Source organism: Peptoniphilus sp. KCTC 25270, from assembly GCF_021012875.1.
GTDB lineage: Bacteria > Bacillota > Clostridia > Tissierellales > Peptoniphilaceae > JAJMZJ01.
The window spans coordinates 88,978-105,409 of sequence record NZ_JAJMZJ010000003.1 but is presented as its reverse complement, the minus strand read 5'-3'; the positions used below and the strand labels follow the sequence as shown (position 1 = coordinate 105,409).

Here is a 16,432-nt window from a genome sequence, read left to right as displayed (position 1 = left end):
TACCCATAAAGAAGGTTTACCAAAAATGTTCTGTGGCTCTTTTTAATAAAGGAAAAATCAAACCAGCAACGACAGCCCCAAAAATTCCTTGGATTCCATTAGGGATGATGGCTGCAATCGCCGCCGGATAATCGTATAGAATTAAATCGTATAAAAAATATCCCAAAGGCATAACAAAAGAAGCTAAGAAAAATGCCAAAATTCCAGGCAAATTTACTTTCTTATAAAGGACGGTAGCCAATAAGGCTTCCAAACTTTTTACGACCAATGTAGCAGGGGCATAAAAACTATAGCCCAATAAAAGATCTGCAATGGCGCATCCAAATCCACCGGCAAAAACGCCCAAAAAACCCGGAAGCAAACCAACAGACAAAAAGATAGCCGCCTCAGACGGATTCACAAAACCCTTTGTCCCAGGAATCGGGATGGCAATTACCATAGTAGAAACAACGACAATGGCCATACAAAGAGCGGTACGAGTTAAATTTTTAGTATTCATTCCAACCTCCTTGCCTATATTATAGTACAAATAAAAGAGGAAAAGCCCTTTTCCTAAAATTTCACATAAATAAGATAAAATAGGGTAAAATGGAAGTAACAGAAATTCAGGAGGGAAATATGGAAAAATACCAATGGGATCTAAGTCCTTTGTATAAAGGTACAGATGATGAAACGTTAATCAAAGACATAGAAAAAATGGAAAATTTGGTAAAAGGAAGCCAAGTTTTTTTTGATAAAGAAAAAGAAGAAGAAAAAATTTTAAGAGAAGGAATTTCTCTTATGGAAGAAATAGTAGAATTGGTAGAAAAGACCTTTGCCTATTTGCAATTTGTTTTGGCAGCAGATACATCCAATGGAAAGGCCTTGGGCCTATTGAATCGTGGTCGAAAAGTGTTGGCGAAATTCAATGGATTTGAAGTAAAATTCTCCCGAGTGTTAGGAGAAATGAATTTGGATTCTTATTTGGAAAAGGAAGAATTCAAACCCTATAGCTTTGTTCTAAAAGAAATGCAAGAAGGAGGAAAACATCTCCTTTCCGAAGCAGAAGAAGAAATTTTAGCCGAAGTGTCCATTTACGGAACCAATGCTTGGGAAAATTTATTTGACCAATTGACCTCAAAAGCATCGGCAGAATATCGAGGAGAAGAAAAAAATCTAACCGAACTTCGAAACCTTGCCTATGATCCAGATCCAAAAGTTCGAAAAGAGGCCTACGAAGCAGAATTAAAGGTCTATCCAAAAATTGAAGACTCTTTGGCTGTAGCTTTAACTTCCATTAAAGGCCATGTAAATACCATTGCCAGAAAAAGAGGATACAAAGACGCCATAGAGGAAACGTTGGACAAAAGTCGCATGGACCGGAAAACTTTGGACGCTTTAATCCAAGCCATGGAAGAAAACTTAGATATTTTCCATCGCTATTTTAAGGCAAAAGCCAAAGGATTGGGCAAGGAAAAATTGCCTTGGGAAGACTTGTTTGCCCCTATGGGAAAAGTCCCAGCGGGTTATTCCGTTCCCCTATCTCAACGAGCTTTAGTAGAAAGTTTTGAGGCCATTCATCCGCCCATTGCAAAATTAATGGACCAAGCCTATAACGACAATTGGATTGATTTCTTCCCAAGAAAAGGAAAAGTCGGCGGAGCTTTTTGTGAAAATTTAGGATCCATAAAACAAAGTCGTATCTTAACCAATTTTGATGGATCTTTTAACGCCGTTGATACCTTGGCCCACGAGTTGGGACACGCTTATCATGGCTATTTGATTGAGGACAAATCTCCCTTAAATCGCTCCTATTCCATGCCCGTAGCAGAAACGGCTTCAACTTTTAACGAATTCCATTTCTTGTTGGACACTTTGGAAAAAGCGAAAAATGAGGAAGATTATTTGGGATTGATTGAATCTTTCTTAATGGGAAACGCCCAAACCATTTGCGATATTCTAAGCCGCTATTTATTTGAAAAAGAAGTATTTGAGCGAGTAGATGATGAAATTTTATCGGCCAAAGAACTTTGCGACATTATGCATCGAGCGCAAGTAAAAGCCTATGGAGAAGGAGTCGAGGAGGAATCTTTGCATCCTTATATGTGGGCTTGTAAAGGCCATTATTATTCAGCGGCCCTTAGTTACTACAATTTCCCTTACGCCTTTGGCAGTCTCTATGCCATGGCTCTTTACACAGAAGCCAAGGAAAAAGGACCAGAATTTATGGAAAAATATGACGCCATGTTATCAGCAACTACGACCTCCACAGTAGAAGACGTAGGAGCCGTTGTAGATATGGATTTACGCAATCCAGAATTTTGGAAAAACGCCATGAAAACATTTGAACCCTATGTAAAGGAATTTGAAAAATTGGTAAAATAAAAAAAGCCGCCATTAAGGGCGGCTTTTTTTCTTGTCTTTATTTAATTCGCAACAATCCAAAGGCCCGGAGCCGAAAGAATCTTTATTGGCTTTTGAGATTTTTTCAATAAAATTTTCGTATTTATCCTTTAGACTTTTCTTTTTCTTCTTCATCCTTCTCATCTCCTAGAAGAATTTCTCTCCACTTGCTCAGTTGTTCCTTTTCTCCCTTTGGAAGTTCTGGGAATTGAGGATCCAATTCTTCCATAATTTCTAAAACAATTTCTGAAATTAAGTAACGTCCAAACCATTTTTTATCTGCCGGAATCACATACCAAGGGGCCTCTTTTGTAGAGGTGTTTTCTAACAAATCCTCATAGGCCTTTTGGTATTCATCCCAATATTCTCTTTCACTAATATCAGAACTTGAGAATTTCCAATTTTTATCTTCTCGATCAATTCGCTCCAATAAGCGTTCCTTTTGCTCATCTTTAGAAACGTGTAAGAAGAATTTTACTACTTTGATTCCGTTGTTGCCTAAATATTTTTCGAAACTAGAAATTTCCTTAAATCTCTGTTCCCAAATATCGTCAGAAACCAAAGATTGGGGAATTTGTTGCAAAGGCAAAAGGTTATGAACCCTTGTAACCAAAACGTCTTCATAGTGAGAGCGGTTAAAAATTCCGATATTTCCTCGAGCCGGCAAAGCCTTAGCGATACGCCATAAATAATCGTGATCCAGTTCCTCTGAAGAAGGCTGCTTAAAAGAGGTAACTTGTGTTCCCTGAGGGTTTAGGGCCGTAAAGACGTGTTTAATGATGCCGTCTTTTCCTGCCGCGTCCATGGCTTGCAAAACGATTAAAAGGCCCCGCTGATTTTCGGCATAAAACTTTTCTTGATACTCGGCCATTTTTCTTAAATTCTTTGGCAAAAGGGTTTCATATACTTCTTCTTTTGTTAAGTCACCGTCGTAGGTGGTTGAAAAATCTTTTAGATTTACTTTTTTCTGTGGTTCTACTTTATAGGATTTTGTATTCATAAAATCTCCCTTCCTTTCTAAAATGATTCCCTAAAATGGTTAGAATAATCAAAGAGTTTTGGAAAAAACATACAAAAAAAACTTTGGAATGGTACAATAAAAAGAAATGTAGAAAGAAAAGGAGAAAACTATGAATAGAAAATTACACAGAAGTAGTACCGATCGCGTAATTGCTGGCGTATGTGGTGGAATTGGAGAATATTTTGATATAGATCCAACATTGGTTCGTTTTGCCTGGGTGTTGTTTAGTTTGGCAGGGGGTTCTGGATTGTTATTATATATAATTGCGGCCCTGATTATGCCAGAAGCCTAATTGGAATGGATAATGAAGAATATTAAATATCTTATTGGAGGAGTTTGGGTTCTTGCCCTTGTATTTGTGGGGATGTATTTTAGTGGAGTGGATCTTTTCCAAGAAGAAAAAATACAAGAAAAAAAGATTCAAGAAGAGAAACAAGAGCCCATTACGGTGGATTTGGTTGCTTTTGGAGACTTTATGCTCCATCAACCCCAACTGAATGTAGGAAAAACCGAAGAGGGATATGACTTTAAGCCTGTTTTCCGCTATTTACAAGAAAATCATATTGAAAAAGCGGATTTGGCTTTGATCAATTTAGAAACAACCTTAACCGATGGATCTAGGGGATATACAACTTTTCCGGTTTTTACTTCTCCCAAAGAAGTGGCAAAAAATTTGAAAGACGTTGGATTCGACATTATATCCACTGCCAACAATCATTCTTTTGACGGAGGGTTATCTGGTGTGGAATTTACCATTGATGCCTTAAAAGAGCAAGGATTGGATGTAATCGGGTCTCAAAAAGAAGAGCCTCAACCCTTTGTAAAAGAAGTTAAGGGGATGAAAATAGGATTCTTGTCCTATACTTACGGGCTCAATGGTTTTGATCAAACCATGTTAAATGGCGAAAAACCTTATGCCGTTAATTTAATTAGCGATGAGAGAGTGGTTGAAGATACAAAAAAATTAAAGGATTTAGGCGTCGATGCCATGGTCGCTTTTGTTCATTGGGGGGAAGAATATCATCAAGCTCCAACAGAAGCCCAAGTTCACTATTTTAATCTTTTGGCAGACAATGGCGTAATTTTAACTTTAGGATCCCATCCCCATATTTCTCAAGGGGTGAGCTCCAAAAAAGTGGGGCAAGAAAATCATTTTGTGGCCTATTCCATGGGAAATTTCGTATCCAATCAACGAAGAGAATATATGAACAATCGTAGACCGGAATCTGGATTGATGGTGAAAGCGAGGTTGGAAAAAGGAATCGATGGAAAGACGAGAGTAACAGGATTTGATCCATCTCCAACCTATGTAGATAAATATTCTGACGGAAATGGACTACATTTTGAGGTAATTCCTGTGGAAGATGTATTAAATGGAGAAATTGAATTTCCAAGAAAAGAGTCCATTCAACAGCGGTTGGAAGAATCCATGGGAGATTTTCGAGAATTGATTCCCCCTGAAATGGTATTAGAAATGTAAAAAAACTATTGCTTTTTTGCTTTAGCGTAGTAAAATAGAGAAATAGTTTTATTTGGGAATCCTTCCCAAATCCCTCAATGAAAATTGAGAAAAAAATAAAGACAAAGGAGGAAATGCAATGAGAAAACTGGAGCATCTAGCCAATGCCATAGGAAAAACGCCTTTAGCAGAAATTCACATTCGCTACAAAGACGAACCTATGGTTATCTATGGAAAAGTGGAGTATTATAATTTATCCGGCAGCGTAAAAGATCGCATGGCTTATGGCGTGCTAAAAGACGCCTATGAGAAAGGTGAAATCCAATCGGGCGACACCATTGTAGAAGCCACAAGTGGAAATACAGGCATTGCATTTTGTGCCTTGGGAGCGTACTTAAATCATCCAGTGGTTATTTATATGCCAGATTGGATGAGCGAAGAGAGAAAAAAACTCATCGCCTCTTATGGAGCGGAAATCCGTTTGGTTTCTGCAGAAGAAGGTGGATTTTTAGGTAGTATTGCCAAAGCGGAAGAACTAGGAGCAGGGAAAGGATATTTCTTGCCAAAACAATTTGAAAATCCTGCCAATGCAAAGGGACAATATGAAAGCTTTGGAAAAGAATTGATAGAAGATTTGAAAAAATTAGGAAAGACTTGCGACGGATTTGTTGCCGGTGTAGGAACAGGCGGAGTTGTAATGGGAGCGAAAATGGCCATAAAAGAAGCCAATCCAGAAGCAAAAGTATACCCATTGGAACCAGAAGAATCTCCTACATTAAGTACAGGAAACAAAGTAGGCAAACATAGAATTGCTGGAATCAGCGATGAATTTATTCCAGACTTGTGCAAATTGGAAGAGCTAGACGAAGTGATTGGCGTAGCTGATGGAGATAGCATTATTATGGCACAAAAATTAGCAAAGGCAGGACTTGGAGTAGGAATTAGTTCTGGCGGAAACTTTATTGGCGCCGTAAAAGCCCAGTTAAAACAAGGAAAAGACGCAACCATCGCAACGGTATTTTCTGACGATAGCAAAAAATATCTCTCTACGGATTTAATGAAAGAAGAACCCGTAAAAGAAAGCTACTTAAGCAAAGACATAGAAATTGAAGAAATTATCATTCACAGATAATAAAAAGGCCATCCAAAAAGGATGGTCTTTTTTTAATTAAGATATAGCTCGAAGCTCAGATTCTTGGATGATACGCTCAGGGATGGGGTGTTCTAATTCCCAAATAAATTCAATAGGTTTTTCTCCTTTATGGGAGTGATATTTTGCATTTCCTAAGAAAATATAAGGAGAGGTTCCTCCTTCTGTTTTCTTGTAATCGCGGACAAATAATAAAATTTTGTGGGAATGGGAACGGTCTTCGATATACCTTCTACCCGTAGCGGAGTTTTGGGAAGTGATGCTTTGACTTTCCCAATTGAATAGATAATCATTTATGGCAAAATCCTTGTACATAGTAGAAGGCAAGTAATCTTTTTCGTTTTTGTGAATGGTGATAAAAAATAGATCTGTATTGAAATCAGAAATATAGTAGACGCCTTCCCGAATTTTTAATAATTTTTCTTCATTTGATAGTCCAAAAGCAGAAAAAATTTGACTTTGAGTATATTGGGCATGAATTTCTAAAGGAACATTTTCTCCTTCATAAGGAATGGTTAAATTTTTTGTCTTAGATAGATTCATTTCAATCAAATCTAACAATTCGTCGCGAATAGAAGTGTTCTTTAAGAGCAATTGTTTTCTAGAATCAGAAAAAGAAATAGAGGGGACTTCATCCCAAATAGTGTAATAGATCATAGATTCTAGCCGTTTTTCTCTCGGAGAAAGACAGGAAGGATCAAAATTGTCTTGTAAGTATTTATGAGCAAATAGAAGGAGTTCGCGAGAATCCATTTGACTAAAACGAAAGAGAGCGAGTTTAATTTTTTTATAATCCTCGGCAATATATTCTGAGAGCATTCCGCATTGGAAAAGCAAATTGCGAAAAGATTGAATACTTTGGGATAAATAAAATTTGCCCAAAGAAATCTCATAAATTTCTAAGAAATTTTTCAAGTTCAGATCCAAATCATGAAGTGTATTCCAAGTGAGAATATATTTTTTTAGTTTCTTTGCATTAAATTGACTAGAGGGGAGGTTTCTTAGTACGTGCTCCATGGCTTTTTTCTCTAAGCGGATGGAAGAGCCCAAGGGAAGTATCCAACGCTCTTCTTCGATTGTTTTTTTGATGGATTCTTTTGTTTTCCCAATAATGCCGCGGAATTTTTTGGAAAAATCATATTCGCTATTGGCAGCGCCAATAAAATCCAATACAGTAAGAGCGCTTTTATCTTTATATTTTCTAAGGCCACGACCCAATTGTTGTAAAAAAATAGTAGCAGATTCAGTTGGACGTAAAAATAGCACTGTATTTACCTCTGGAATATCCACTCCTTCATTGAATAAATCCACGGTAAAGATACACTTTACTTCTCCTGCGGCCAACTGGTTTCTTGCATTTTCTCTTTCTTCTTCAGTACTCTTAGAATGAAGCGCTATGGATGGAATGCCCATCTTTTGGAAAGATTCCGCCATTTCTTCTGCATGAGAAATGGAAGCGCAAAAACCCAAAGCTTTCATATCCTCCAGGTTGGTGATATATCGTTCCAATTTTGCTCCTATCATATTCATGCGAAGCTTTCCTGCAGGCGAATGTATAGAATAGACTTCTTCCAATTCTCTGATGGCGTATTTTCCTTTTGTAAAAGTAATTTTTGAAATATCCACATTATCAGCAATACCGTAATAATGGAAGGGACAGAGCAATTGTTCGTTAATGGCGTCAATCAAACGTATTTCCGAAGCCATTCGATAATTGAAAAATTCTAAAATATTACGTCCATCCATCCGCTCGGGAGTAGCAGTTAGTCCTAATAGAATCTGGGGATCAAAATATTGTAAAATGTTGTCGTAGGATTGTGCAGAACTATGGTGGCATTCGTCGAGAATAATATAATCAAAATAATCTTTTTCAAACTCTTTGTATTTTTCTCCGGAATTCATACTTTGGACTGAGGCAAATACATGATTCCAATCGGTAGGGGAATAGCCTCCTACAAATAGTTCTCCAAAGTTGGCATCGCGTAAAACTTGTTGGAAGCTCTGTAAAGATTGTTCCAGGATTTCTTTTCGATGAGCCAAGAATAACAAGCGAGGGCGATGGCCTTTTTCGCGACAAAATCTTTCATAATCAAAGGCGGATAAAAGAGTTTTTCCTGTTCCTGTGGCAGCAACAACTAAGTTGCGATAAGAGTTATGGATTTTCCGTTCCACTTCCAAATCCTCAAGAATCATTTTTTGATGCTCAAAAGGTTCTAAAGTATAGAAATTAGTAGGAGTTATTCTTTGAAAGGAATGTTTTTTCAAAGACTCTTTTAATTTTTTATTTTCTTCCGGAGTATTTGTATAATATTCAAAAGAGGAATGATTCCAATAACTTTTGAAAGCATTATCCATTTGGATAAAAATGTCTTTGGAAGTTTGTTCGGTAATTTTCAGATTCCATTCTAGCCCCGTATCTAAAGCCGGTTTGGATAGATTGGAAGATCCAATATAAGCGGTGGAAAAACCAGAATTCCGTTTGAAAATATAAGCCTTAGCGTGGAGGCGCGTAGTATCTTTATCGTAAGAAACTTTAATCTCTGTGTTATTTAACTGGGAAAGAAGTTCGACAGCTTTGGCATCTGTAGCGCCTACATAAGTGGTAGTAATAATTTTTAATGGTTTAGATGCTGTGAAATATTCCAAATCCTCATAAAGACTAAGAATAACGGGATGTTTAATGAAGGAAACTAACAATTGAATTTCGTCCGCCGTACGAATTTCTCTACGAATTTCATCCATCATTCGGTGTTCGCTAGAGCCTCCAATAAAAAGCGTACTAGAAGAAAGAGAAGTTCTAGGACGAAAATGTTCATACATGTATAAGTCCTCAGAGTTTTTGCCCAGTGCCAAAAGCTCGAGAAGGTCCCATTCAGAAGGTTCGTTGGAAGTGGTGGCAAAATTTTCTACCCCAAGAATTTCATTTAGCTTGGAGAGAAGGGGCCATTTTTCTTCTTTAGAAATAGAATTTAATTTTCTTCGAATAAGAGACTCATAGGCCAAGGAAACTTTCAAATCCAAATCGCTAGAATCTACTTTTCGGATTTTTTTATTTTTGAAGCGCTCTAATTCGCAAAGTTCGGAAATTTGTAAAATTTTTTCATGCAATCCTTTTTTCATAATTCACCTTTTTTTTTCATTATATCCAAAGGGAAAAATGAGATCCAGTAAGAAATTCTAATTCCCAAATAAAAATAGCCGTAGGTTTCCCTAGGGCTATTTCATTGCGTTTAATATTTCTTCTCGTAAGGTGAGAGCTTCTTCGTCATCTGGATAAATATCGATAAATTCTTCAATTTGTCCTAGGGCTCTGTAATATTCTCCTTCTTCTATTTGCGTCTTAATTTTTTTTAAGAATTCCTCTCGTAAAGTGGAGATCATAACTTGTGCGTTGTAATAATTTTCATGGTCGTCTGATAGAACCCGGGAGAAAGAACGGATAGCGGGCATATCTTTGCCTGCTATGGCAAGGGCGATTCCTTGGCTATAGTTATCTACCGATTGGATCAGCGTTTTTGTGTCTTGAATTTTTAGAGTAAGATCAATGTTTTCAATATTGGTAGGTAAATTTTCATAAATTTCTAAGGCTCTTTCGTATTCGCCTTGATCGATATAGAGTTGCGCTTGTTGCAATTGTTTTTCGTTAGAAAATTGGTTGTAAATAAATCGACCGATTTGAAAGAGAGCAAGAAACAATAGAATAAGTCCGACAACATAGAAAATCATTTTTTTTCGATTGATTTCAGGGCGGAGTTCCGTGTTTTCTTCTTCATTTCTTCGATGGCGTTCGTGTTCAGAAAGGGCCTGCCCCCTTCGAGAAACTTGGTGATGAAAAAGGGAAGGATCTAGCTCTTCTTCGGATTTTTTGTAAAGAGGTTTTAGGGTTTCGTTGATTTTGCTTTCGGTAAGGGTCGTCAATACAAAATCTTTGTTTCTAGCACAGTATTGGCAGGTAGGGAGGTCTTTTGGATTGAGGGCTCCACATACGCAGCGCCAAGCGTCTTTGCGCTTTCCTCCATAAGTAATCACATCAGAACCGAAGGTGTTTCGCAAAAGGGCTCGTTTTTTGTTGCTTACAATAGGTAGGACGTAGATATTTTCTTTTCGTTCGCTAAAATATTTTCTGGTTCCATCTTCAAAATGGATTTCAGCGACACGAATCAAAAGGCTTCGGGCCGTGTGATGCCTTTCGTCTAATTCCCAAGGTTCTAAATAATAGAGAGTATTAGGAGGAATGGATAAATCGATATATCGATGGCTAAAGGCGGTTTTATCGAAGATAAATTTTCCAAAGGAGTTAATAAAATATACGTCAAATTTTATAGCGTTAATATTTTGGTTGTATAGATTTAGAAAGTCTATGGTTAAAGCTAGACCAAGGTCGTTTTCTAATTCTACAAGAGTGGCATTTACAATTTGTCCTTTGGATTCAGGGTCCATAGAAACTCGTGTGGATTTATACATAGGGTTCCTCCTTTCTGTTCTTATTTCTATGCTTATTATATCGATTGGCCTATGGTTTTACAAGAAGAGGGGATTCTTTGTTTTTCTTCATGTTATAATAGATGGGAATTGAGGTGTTCTATGAAGGGAAGAAAAAATAAAATAGTACTATTTTTAGTGTCGGTTGTTATTGGCGGCTCACTAGGGGTTTTTTTGGGATTTTTATCCGATGTATTTCAAATGGAATCGACCTTGGATCGTGGGGTTGTATCTGTGATTCTTTTGCTGTTGGGCATGGGAATTTCAATTCCTTTGCATATTATTCTCCATGAATTGGGGCATTTGATTTTGGGAAAAATTAGCGGATTTGATTTTATTTCTTATCGTGTGGGAAGTTTTCACTTTCAAAAAGAAGAGGGAAAGTTGGTCCGTAAAAAGATTTCCATTCCAGGAACAGGAGGACAATGTATTATGAATCCGCCAGCGGATTGGGAACGTCCTCATTATCTTTTGTATTTGATTGGTGGAGGATTGTTTAATCTAATAACCGCTTTTGTGTTTTTGCTAATTACGTTTCTTCTAAAAGAGGGAAGAGGTTGGGAATTTTTCCTTGGGGCGGCCATTACGGGAATTTTTCTAGGAATTAGCAATTTAATGCCTTTGACTCTCAGTGGAGTTCCTACAGACGGGAAAAATGTGCAACAAATTCTAAAAGATCCTTTAGCCAAACGTGCTCTTTGGCTTCAGTTAAAATTGGCAGCGGAACTTTCTATGGGGAAATCTTGGGAAGATTTGCCAGAGGAATATTTTTATGATTTCGGGGAACGGTTTGGCTCAAAAGATTTGTATCGAGACGCGGGGGTCATGTCTGTAAGTTATTGGTTGGCGAAAGATCAAGTTTTCCGGGGAGAAAAAATTTTAATTAACCTTCGAAATTTTAAGGGTCGTTACCAAGGCGTTGGATTGGTCAATTATTATTTGGCGGAGTTGGAGCTTTTGGCTTATAAGGAAGATTGGGAAAATTTTGGTATTTTATATAAGGAAGTGCGTCCTACGCTAAAACTTATTTCTTCTTTAGAAGACGGAATTTATATGCGATATCTTTACCGAAAATATGTTTTGAAAAATGAAGAAAAAGCAGAAAAATCTTGGAATCTTTTGTTGGAAAAAGAAAAAACAACACCCTATAGTGGATTGATTGAGAGTATAATAAAAAAAGAGGAAATTCGTAGAAAATCCAGTATACATTAGGGAGAGACTATGAAAAAAATAAAAATCAATGAAAAAGAGACCATAGCTTATCGAGAGTTAGGAGAGGGAAAAAATCTTTTGCTCTTACATGGAAATCTTTCCTCCTCTTTTTTTATGGAACACATTATGGAATCTTTATCCGAATCTTTCTATGTGGTGGCTCCGGATATGCGTGGTTTTGGAGAAAGTACCTATGAACAAGAGGCAGACGATGTCCGATCTTATGCAGAGGATATGGTTGCTTTTATGGACAAGATGGGAATGGAAGAAGCGTATGTTATGGGTTGGTCCTTTGGAGGCGCTGTAACCTTGGAAATGTGCCGTATAGTAGGAGAGCGAATTCCTAAGGCCTTTTTGTTGTCTTCTGTGGGAATTCGAGGAACCAATTTTCAAGGAATCCAAGAGATTCTTTCGGACTTGGAAGAACAGGCAAAAAATGTGGTGGAATCTCCTTTAGACTATGTGAAAAATCGTTTGGGAGAGTTGGCCCATCGTTTCCGTGAAGGACAAGAGGACAAAGAAAAACAAGAGGAGCTAAAGGCGGAGATTCTTTGGGAAAAATACCGGGGAGAGAGCCCTGAGGGGGAAGATAAGAAACAGTATCTTTTGGAAATTATGAAACAGAGAAATCTTCTAGAAATTGCCCGTTCTTTGATCCGATACAATATTTCACCAGAGAAAATATTGGGAATTCAAGGGGATAATGGAATTGTAGAAATTCATCAACCAATATGTATTTGTCATGGGGAAGATGATTTGGTAATTCCCATTGAAGAGATAGAATATATTGCCCAATGTTTAGGAGAAAAAGCGATCTTTGAGAGAGTGGGAGAAACAGGGCATTTTATGTTGCTGGATAAACCAGAAAAAGTCGTTTCCTGTATTAAGGAATTTTTTGAAGCATAAAAAAAATACCAGCGCAGCTTTTCCGAGTTAGCGTTGGTATATTTTTTGGGGAAAATATGGTTTTAGTATTTTTTGGATAAAATATCCTATAATAAGGCCGATAAAATAGAGAAAAACATCATCAATATCGGCGGTTCTTCCAATAAAGAATTGGATGGTTTCGATTATAAGAGAGAGAATTCCCATCCATAGATAAAGGGGAAGGGGATTTTGAAATCTTCGCCATAAAATGGGAAAAAACAATCCTATAGGTACGGCAATCAAAACATTTCCCCAAATATTTGTAAACAAATGAAATCCAGAAAGATGTTTGGAAAAATTGGTGATGGTCTTAAAAGGAACAAGATTAAGAGACCATTCCTGATTTCGAATTATGGTAGGGTCGATTCCTAAAGAAATCCCCATTTTGTCCAAAGTCTGGTTGGAAATAAGTAAGAAAAATCCTAGCCAAAGAAGATAGGTAGAAATAAGTAGAAGAAGACGTTCTCTTTTTGGGTTACTTCTTCGCTTGTATTTCCGGAAGAAGTTGGTTCGAATAAAGGCCGTTCCAAAAAAACTAAAAAATAAAATTAGAGGAGAGGCCCAAAGGATGAATCGAATCAAAGAATTTCGCCTCCCAAGGTAAAGTCTTCCAATGCGTCAATTGTAATGGTAGAATATTTTTTTACTTCTTCCCATACATTTGCGTTGGACTGATCTTTTACGCCAATGGTGTAAAGGCCGGCTTCTTGGGCTGCTTTTAATGCATAAGGAGCGTCATCAAAGAAATAAATTTCCTTACAAGGGACGCCTAATTTTTCCGACAACAAATGATAAAAACGCACGTCTCCCTTTTGAATTCCGCAGTTGTCACAAGTTTGAATCCATTGGAAATACTTGCCAAGGTCAAATCGCTTTAAGGCGGGAGAAACAAAATCTTCGTTGGTGGCTGTAGCCAAAACCATTTGCAAATCCGTATTGTTAAATTGTTCCAAAATTTCAACGGCTCCATCTTTTAAGAGGAGTTCTTTGCTATATCCTCTATGGAGAATCGAAGCCATTTCGTTATAAATTTCTTGGGTAGGTTCTTCAAAGGAAAAATATTCCTTTAAGAAATCCACAGCCATGGCTAAACTCATGGCGGTAATATTTTTTTCTACTTCTTTTGTATAAGGAATTCCACGGTTAAGAAGATAATTTTTTCCTAAATTTCTCCACATTCCCATGGAATCAATTAATGTTCCGTCAAAATCAAAAGCAACGGCTTTCATGGAATCAACTCCTTTTCGTTCTTTTGATTATATAGAGGATTTTCTAGTGTGTCAAACGAAGGAAAGAATTCATTGATCAAAAAAACATTTTTTTTGAAAAAAAGCCTTGCATTTTTTGGGAAGAGACCCTATAATAGATAAGGTAGTGATTGACGGGGTGTAGCGCAGTTTGGTAGCGCACATGGTTTGGGACCATGGGGTCGAAGGTTCAAATCCTTTCACCCCGACCACTATTTTTTTGAGTCTAAGTTTTGTTTAAGCCTTTTCTTCGGAGAAGGCTTTTTATTTTGCCCAAATGAGGGTATAATTTTCTAGAAAGGATTGTATATTGTAGATTAAGGAGGCGATTCTTTTGGAAAAGATTCGTGAAGGGATTTATCATGTAACCATTCCTTTGAAGGGGAATCCTTTGAAGAGTATAAACATTTATATTTTTTCTTCTAAGGGAGAAAATATGATTGTAGATACAGGTTTTCATACAGAGGAAATTATTGAAGAAACCGAAAAATTTATTAAGGAATTGAATTTGGATTTGTCAAAAACGCGTTTGTTCTTGACTCATTTGCACTCCGATCATACAGGATTGGCCCATTATTATGACGAAAAAGATGTGCCTATTTTTATGGGAGAGGTAGACGGAAGACTTTGCCGAGAAATGCAGAATGAATTTGGTTGGTATTGGCAAGGCATTGGCGAACGTGCCTTAAAGCAAGGTTTGGCAGAGGATGAATTATCCATTCACGATCATCCAGGTTTCCGATTCCGTCCTAAAGTAGAATTTCGTTATACTCCCGTAAACCCAGGAGATAAGGTGGATGTAGGAGATTTCCATTTTACCGTAATTGACGAAGAAGGCCACACGCCCGGAATGGTGGGGCTTTATGAAGAAGAGAAAAAAATTCTTGTTTGTGGCGACCATATTTTAGGAAAAATTACGCCAAATATCACTTATTGGGGCGATCAATTTGGCGATAGTTTGGGCGTTTATTTGAAAAATATTGAGAAAATTAAAGATATGCCCATTGATTTGTTGTTGAGTTCCCATCGCTATTTAATCGACGATGTTCCAGCTCGTATTGAGGAGTTAAAAGGACATCATGAGTTCCGCTTGCAACAAGTACGTGAAATTATTCATAGAGAGGGCGAAGCAAACATTCGAACCATTACGAAAAATCTTTCTTGGGATATTTCTGCGAAAAATTGGGATGAGTTTCCAAAATCTCAAAAATTCTTTGCAGCAGGAGAAGCACAAGCCCATGTGGAACATTTGGTTGCCTTGGGGCAAGCTACTCGAGAAGAGGATGAAGAGGGAATTTATATTTTTCGTCTAACGGATTTAGGGGAAGAAATTCGGAAAAAGAATGAGAATGCGGTGCCAAAACACTGATTTTGCGATATAATAAATAAGGATGTTTTTACCATTCGTAAAAAACAATTTGAAAAAAGAAAGGATTTTATTCAAATGGATTTTATTGAACTACTACGTTCTAGATTATGTGATGAGAAAAAAACCATCGTATTCCCTGAAGGGGAAGATGCTCGTATTCTTTGGGCTGCTGTTGAGCACAAAAAAGAAGGATTGCTTGAGCCAATCGTAATTGGATACAAACGTGAAATCGAAAGAACAGCAGAAGAAAACAACTTAGATATTTCTGATTTACAAATTATCGAGTTAGGTTCTTATGAAGCAGACGCTGAATTGATCGATGCTTTTGTACAAAGACGTAAAGGAAAAATTGATGAAACTCGTGCACGTGCCATGTTAAAAGACCCTAACTATTTAGGAACTCTTTTGGTTTACACTGGCCATGCAGACGGATTGGTATCTGGTGCCGTTCATACAACAGGACAAACAATTTTACCAGCTCTTCAAATTATCAAAACAAGACCAGAATTTTCTCGTGTATCTGGATTGTTCTTTATGATTCGTGGAGACGAACAATATCTAATGGCAGATTGCGCCATCAATACAGATATGCCTGCTGAAACTTTGGCTGAAATCGCTGTGGCTACAGATCGTACAGGTCGTCAGTTCGGTTTCGATCCTAAGATTGCTATGCTTTCTTTCTCAACAAAGGGTTCTGCAAAATCAGACGATGTTAAAAAAGTAGAAAGAGCAACTGAAATTGTAAACGAAAACTATCCAGAGGTAGTTTGTGATGGTGAAATGCAATTTGACGCAGCTTTTGATCCTGACGTTGCTAAGAAAAAAGCGCCAGTTTCTGATGTAGCAGGTCAAGCAAACGCATTTATCTTCCCTAACTTAGAAGCAGGGAATATTGGTTACAAAATTGCCCAAAGATTTGGTGGATTTACTGCAATCGGTCCTGTTCTTCAAGGTTTGAATCAACCTGTAAACGACTTGAGCCGTGGTTGTACAAAAGAAGAAGCTTTCCAATTGGCTTTAATTACTGCTGTACAAGCTTGCATGAACTAAATATAAATAGAGGAGATGCTGAAACTCAGCGTCTCTTTTTTTATGGGAAATTTGGGGGATTTGGAAAAAATGGTTGCAAAATTAACAATTTTTGTTTAGAATTTATTTTGATAACAACTATCAAAGAAAAGGA

Annotated in this window: 15 protein-coding genes and 1 tRNA gene; 9 read left to right on the top strand and 7 right to left on the bottom strand. The window is 37.3% G+C overall.

The features are described 5' to 3' along the window. Positions 1-16: 16 nt before the first annotated feature. A complete protein-coding gene (locus LQU94_RS06025) occupies positions 17-499 on the bottom strand; it encodes an ECF transporter S component (protein ID WP_230696797.1) in 483 nt (160 codons plus the stop codon). 119 nt (positions 500-618) lie between these two features. Here LQU94_RS06025 and LQU94_RS06020 point away from each other — a divergent pair, with 119 nt between their 5' ends. Next, complete coding sequence (locus LQU94_RS06020) at positions 619-2,364, top strand: M3 family oligoendopeptidase (RefSeq protein ID WP_230696796.1); 1,746 nt, start codon at positions 619-621, stop codon at positions 2,362-2,364. 12 nt (positions 2,365-2,376) lie between these two features. On the opposite strand, the gene LQU94_RS06015 is transcribed toward LQU94_RS06020, so the two are convergent. Together LQU94_RS06015 and LQU94_RS06010 are read right to left on the bottom strand one after the other, a co-directional pair. Beyond that, positions 2,377-2,517, bottom strand: a complete 141-nt coding sequence (locus LQU94_RS06015; protein ID WP_230696795.1) for an LDCC motif putative metal-binding protein — start codon at positions 2,515-2,517, stop codon at positions 2,377-2,379. Then, the gene (locus LQU94_RS06010; RefSeq protein ID WP_230696794.1) at positions 2,486-3,382 is read right to left on the bottom strand and encodes a polyphosphate kinase 2 family protein; all 897 of its coding nucleotides are present in this window, start codon (positions 3,380-3,382) and stop codon (positions 2,486-2,488) included. Before LQU94_RS06010 ends, LQU94_RS06015 begins: the two co-directional genes overlap by 32 nt. 130 nt (positions 3,383-3,512) lie before the next feature. Between LQU94_RS06010 and LQU94_RS06005 the strand changes: the two genes are divergently transcribed. The 3 genes from LQU94_RS06005 to LQU94_RS05995 all read left to right on the top strand — a co-directional run bounded on the left by LQU94_RS06005 (position 3,513) and on the right by LQU94_RS05995 (position 5,994). Next, the gene (locus tag LQU94_RS06005; RefSeq protein ID WP_230696793.1) at positions 3,513-3,695 is read left to right on the top strand and encodes a PspC domain-containing protein; all 183 of its coding nucleotides are present in this window, start codon (positions 3,513-3,515) and stop codon (positions 3,693-3,695) included. A gap of 12 nt (positions 3,696-3,707) precedes the next feature. Continuing rightward, positions 3,708-4,883 carry a CapA family protein gene (locus LQU94_RS06000; protein WP_230696792.1) on the top strand — a complete coding sequence of 392 codons (1,176 nt, stop codon included), beginning with the start codon at positions 3,708-3,710 and terminating at the stop codon, positions 4,881-4,883. Positions 4,884-5,001: 118 nt separating this feature from the next. Beyond that, entirely contained in the window at positions 5,002-5,994 is a 993-nt protein-coding gene (locus LQU94_RS05995) for a PLP-dependent cysteine synthase family protein (protein ID WP_230696791.1), read from the top strand. Positions 5,995-6,030: 36 nt separating this feature from the next. Here the strand turns inward: LQU94_RS05995 and LQU94_RS05990 are convergent, their stop codons facing one another. Both LQU94_RS05990 and LQU94_RS05985 read right to left on the bottom strand, forming a co-directional pair. Further along, on the bottom strand, positions 6,031-9,132 hold the full coding sequence (locus tag LQU94_RS05990; RefSeq protein WP_230696790.1) for a DUF3427 domain-containing protein: 3,102 nt from the start codon (positions 9,130-9,132) through the stop codon (positions 6,031-6,033). A gap of 96 nt (positions 9,133-9,228) precedes the next feature. Then, entirely contained in the window at positions 9,229-10,476 is a 1,248-nt protein-coding gene (locus tag LQU94_RS05985) for a hypothetical protein (RefSeq protein ID WP_230696789.1), read from the bottom strand. A 120-nt stretch (positions 10,477-10,596) separates the two neighbouring features. Here LQU94_RS05985 and LQU94_RS05980 point away from each other — a divergent pair, with 120 nt between their 5' ends. Continuing rightward, entirely contained in the window at positions 10,597-11,706 is a 1,110-nt protein-coding gene (locus tag LQU94_RS05980) for a hypothetical protein (RefSeq protein WP_230696788.1), read from the top strand. A 9-nt stretch (positions 11,707-11,715) separates the two neighbouring features. Beyond that, positions 11,716-12,612 (top strand): alpha/beta fold hydrolase, encoded by an 897-nt coding sequence (locus tag LQU94_RS05975; RefSeq protein ID WP_230696787.1) that lies wholly within the window; start codon positions 11,716-11,718, stop codon positions 12,610-12,612. Between the two features lie 27 nt (positions 12,613-12,639). On the opposite strand, the gene LQU94_RS05970 is transcribed toward LQU94_RS05975, so the two are convergent. Continuing rightward, positions 12,640-13,215 carry a VanZ family protein gene (locus LQU94_RS05970; protein ID WP_230696786.1) on the bottom strand — a complete coding sequence of 192 codons (576 nt, stop codon included), beginning with the start codon at positions 13,213-13,215 and terminating at the stop codon, positions 12,640-12,642. Continuing rightward, on the bottom strand, positions 13,212-13,862 hold the full coding sequence (locus tag LQU94_RS05965) for an HAD family phosphatase (protein ID WP_230696785.1): 651 nt from the start codon (positions 13,860-13,862) through the stop codon (positions 13,212-13,214). Before LQU94_RS05965 ends, LQU94_RS05970 begins: the two co-directional genes overlap by 4 nt. 153 nt (positions 13,863-14,015) lie before the next feature. Here LQU94_RS05965 and LQU94_RS05960 point away from each other — a divergent pair. From LQU94_RS05960 to pta, 3 genes are all read left to right on the top strand, one after another. Continuing rightward, positions 14,016-14,092: transfer RNA gene (locus tag LQU94_RS05960), tRNA-Pro, on the top strand. A 122-nt stretch (positions 14,093-14,214) separates the two neighbouring features. Continuing rightward, on the top strand, positions 14,215-15,249 hold the full coding sequence (locus LQU94_RS05955; protein ID WP_230696784.1) for an MBL fold metallo-hydrolase: 1,035 nt from the start codon (positions 14,215-14,217) through the stop codon (positions 15,247-15,249). 75 nt (positions 15,250-15,324) lie between these two features. Further along, complete coding sequence (gene pta / locus LQU94_RS05950) at positions 15,325-16,299, top strand: phosphate acetyltransferase (protein ID WP_230696783.1); 975 nt, start codon at positions 15,325-15,327, stop codon at positions 16,297-16,299. Positions 16,300-16,432 lie beyond the last annotated feature (133 nt).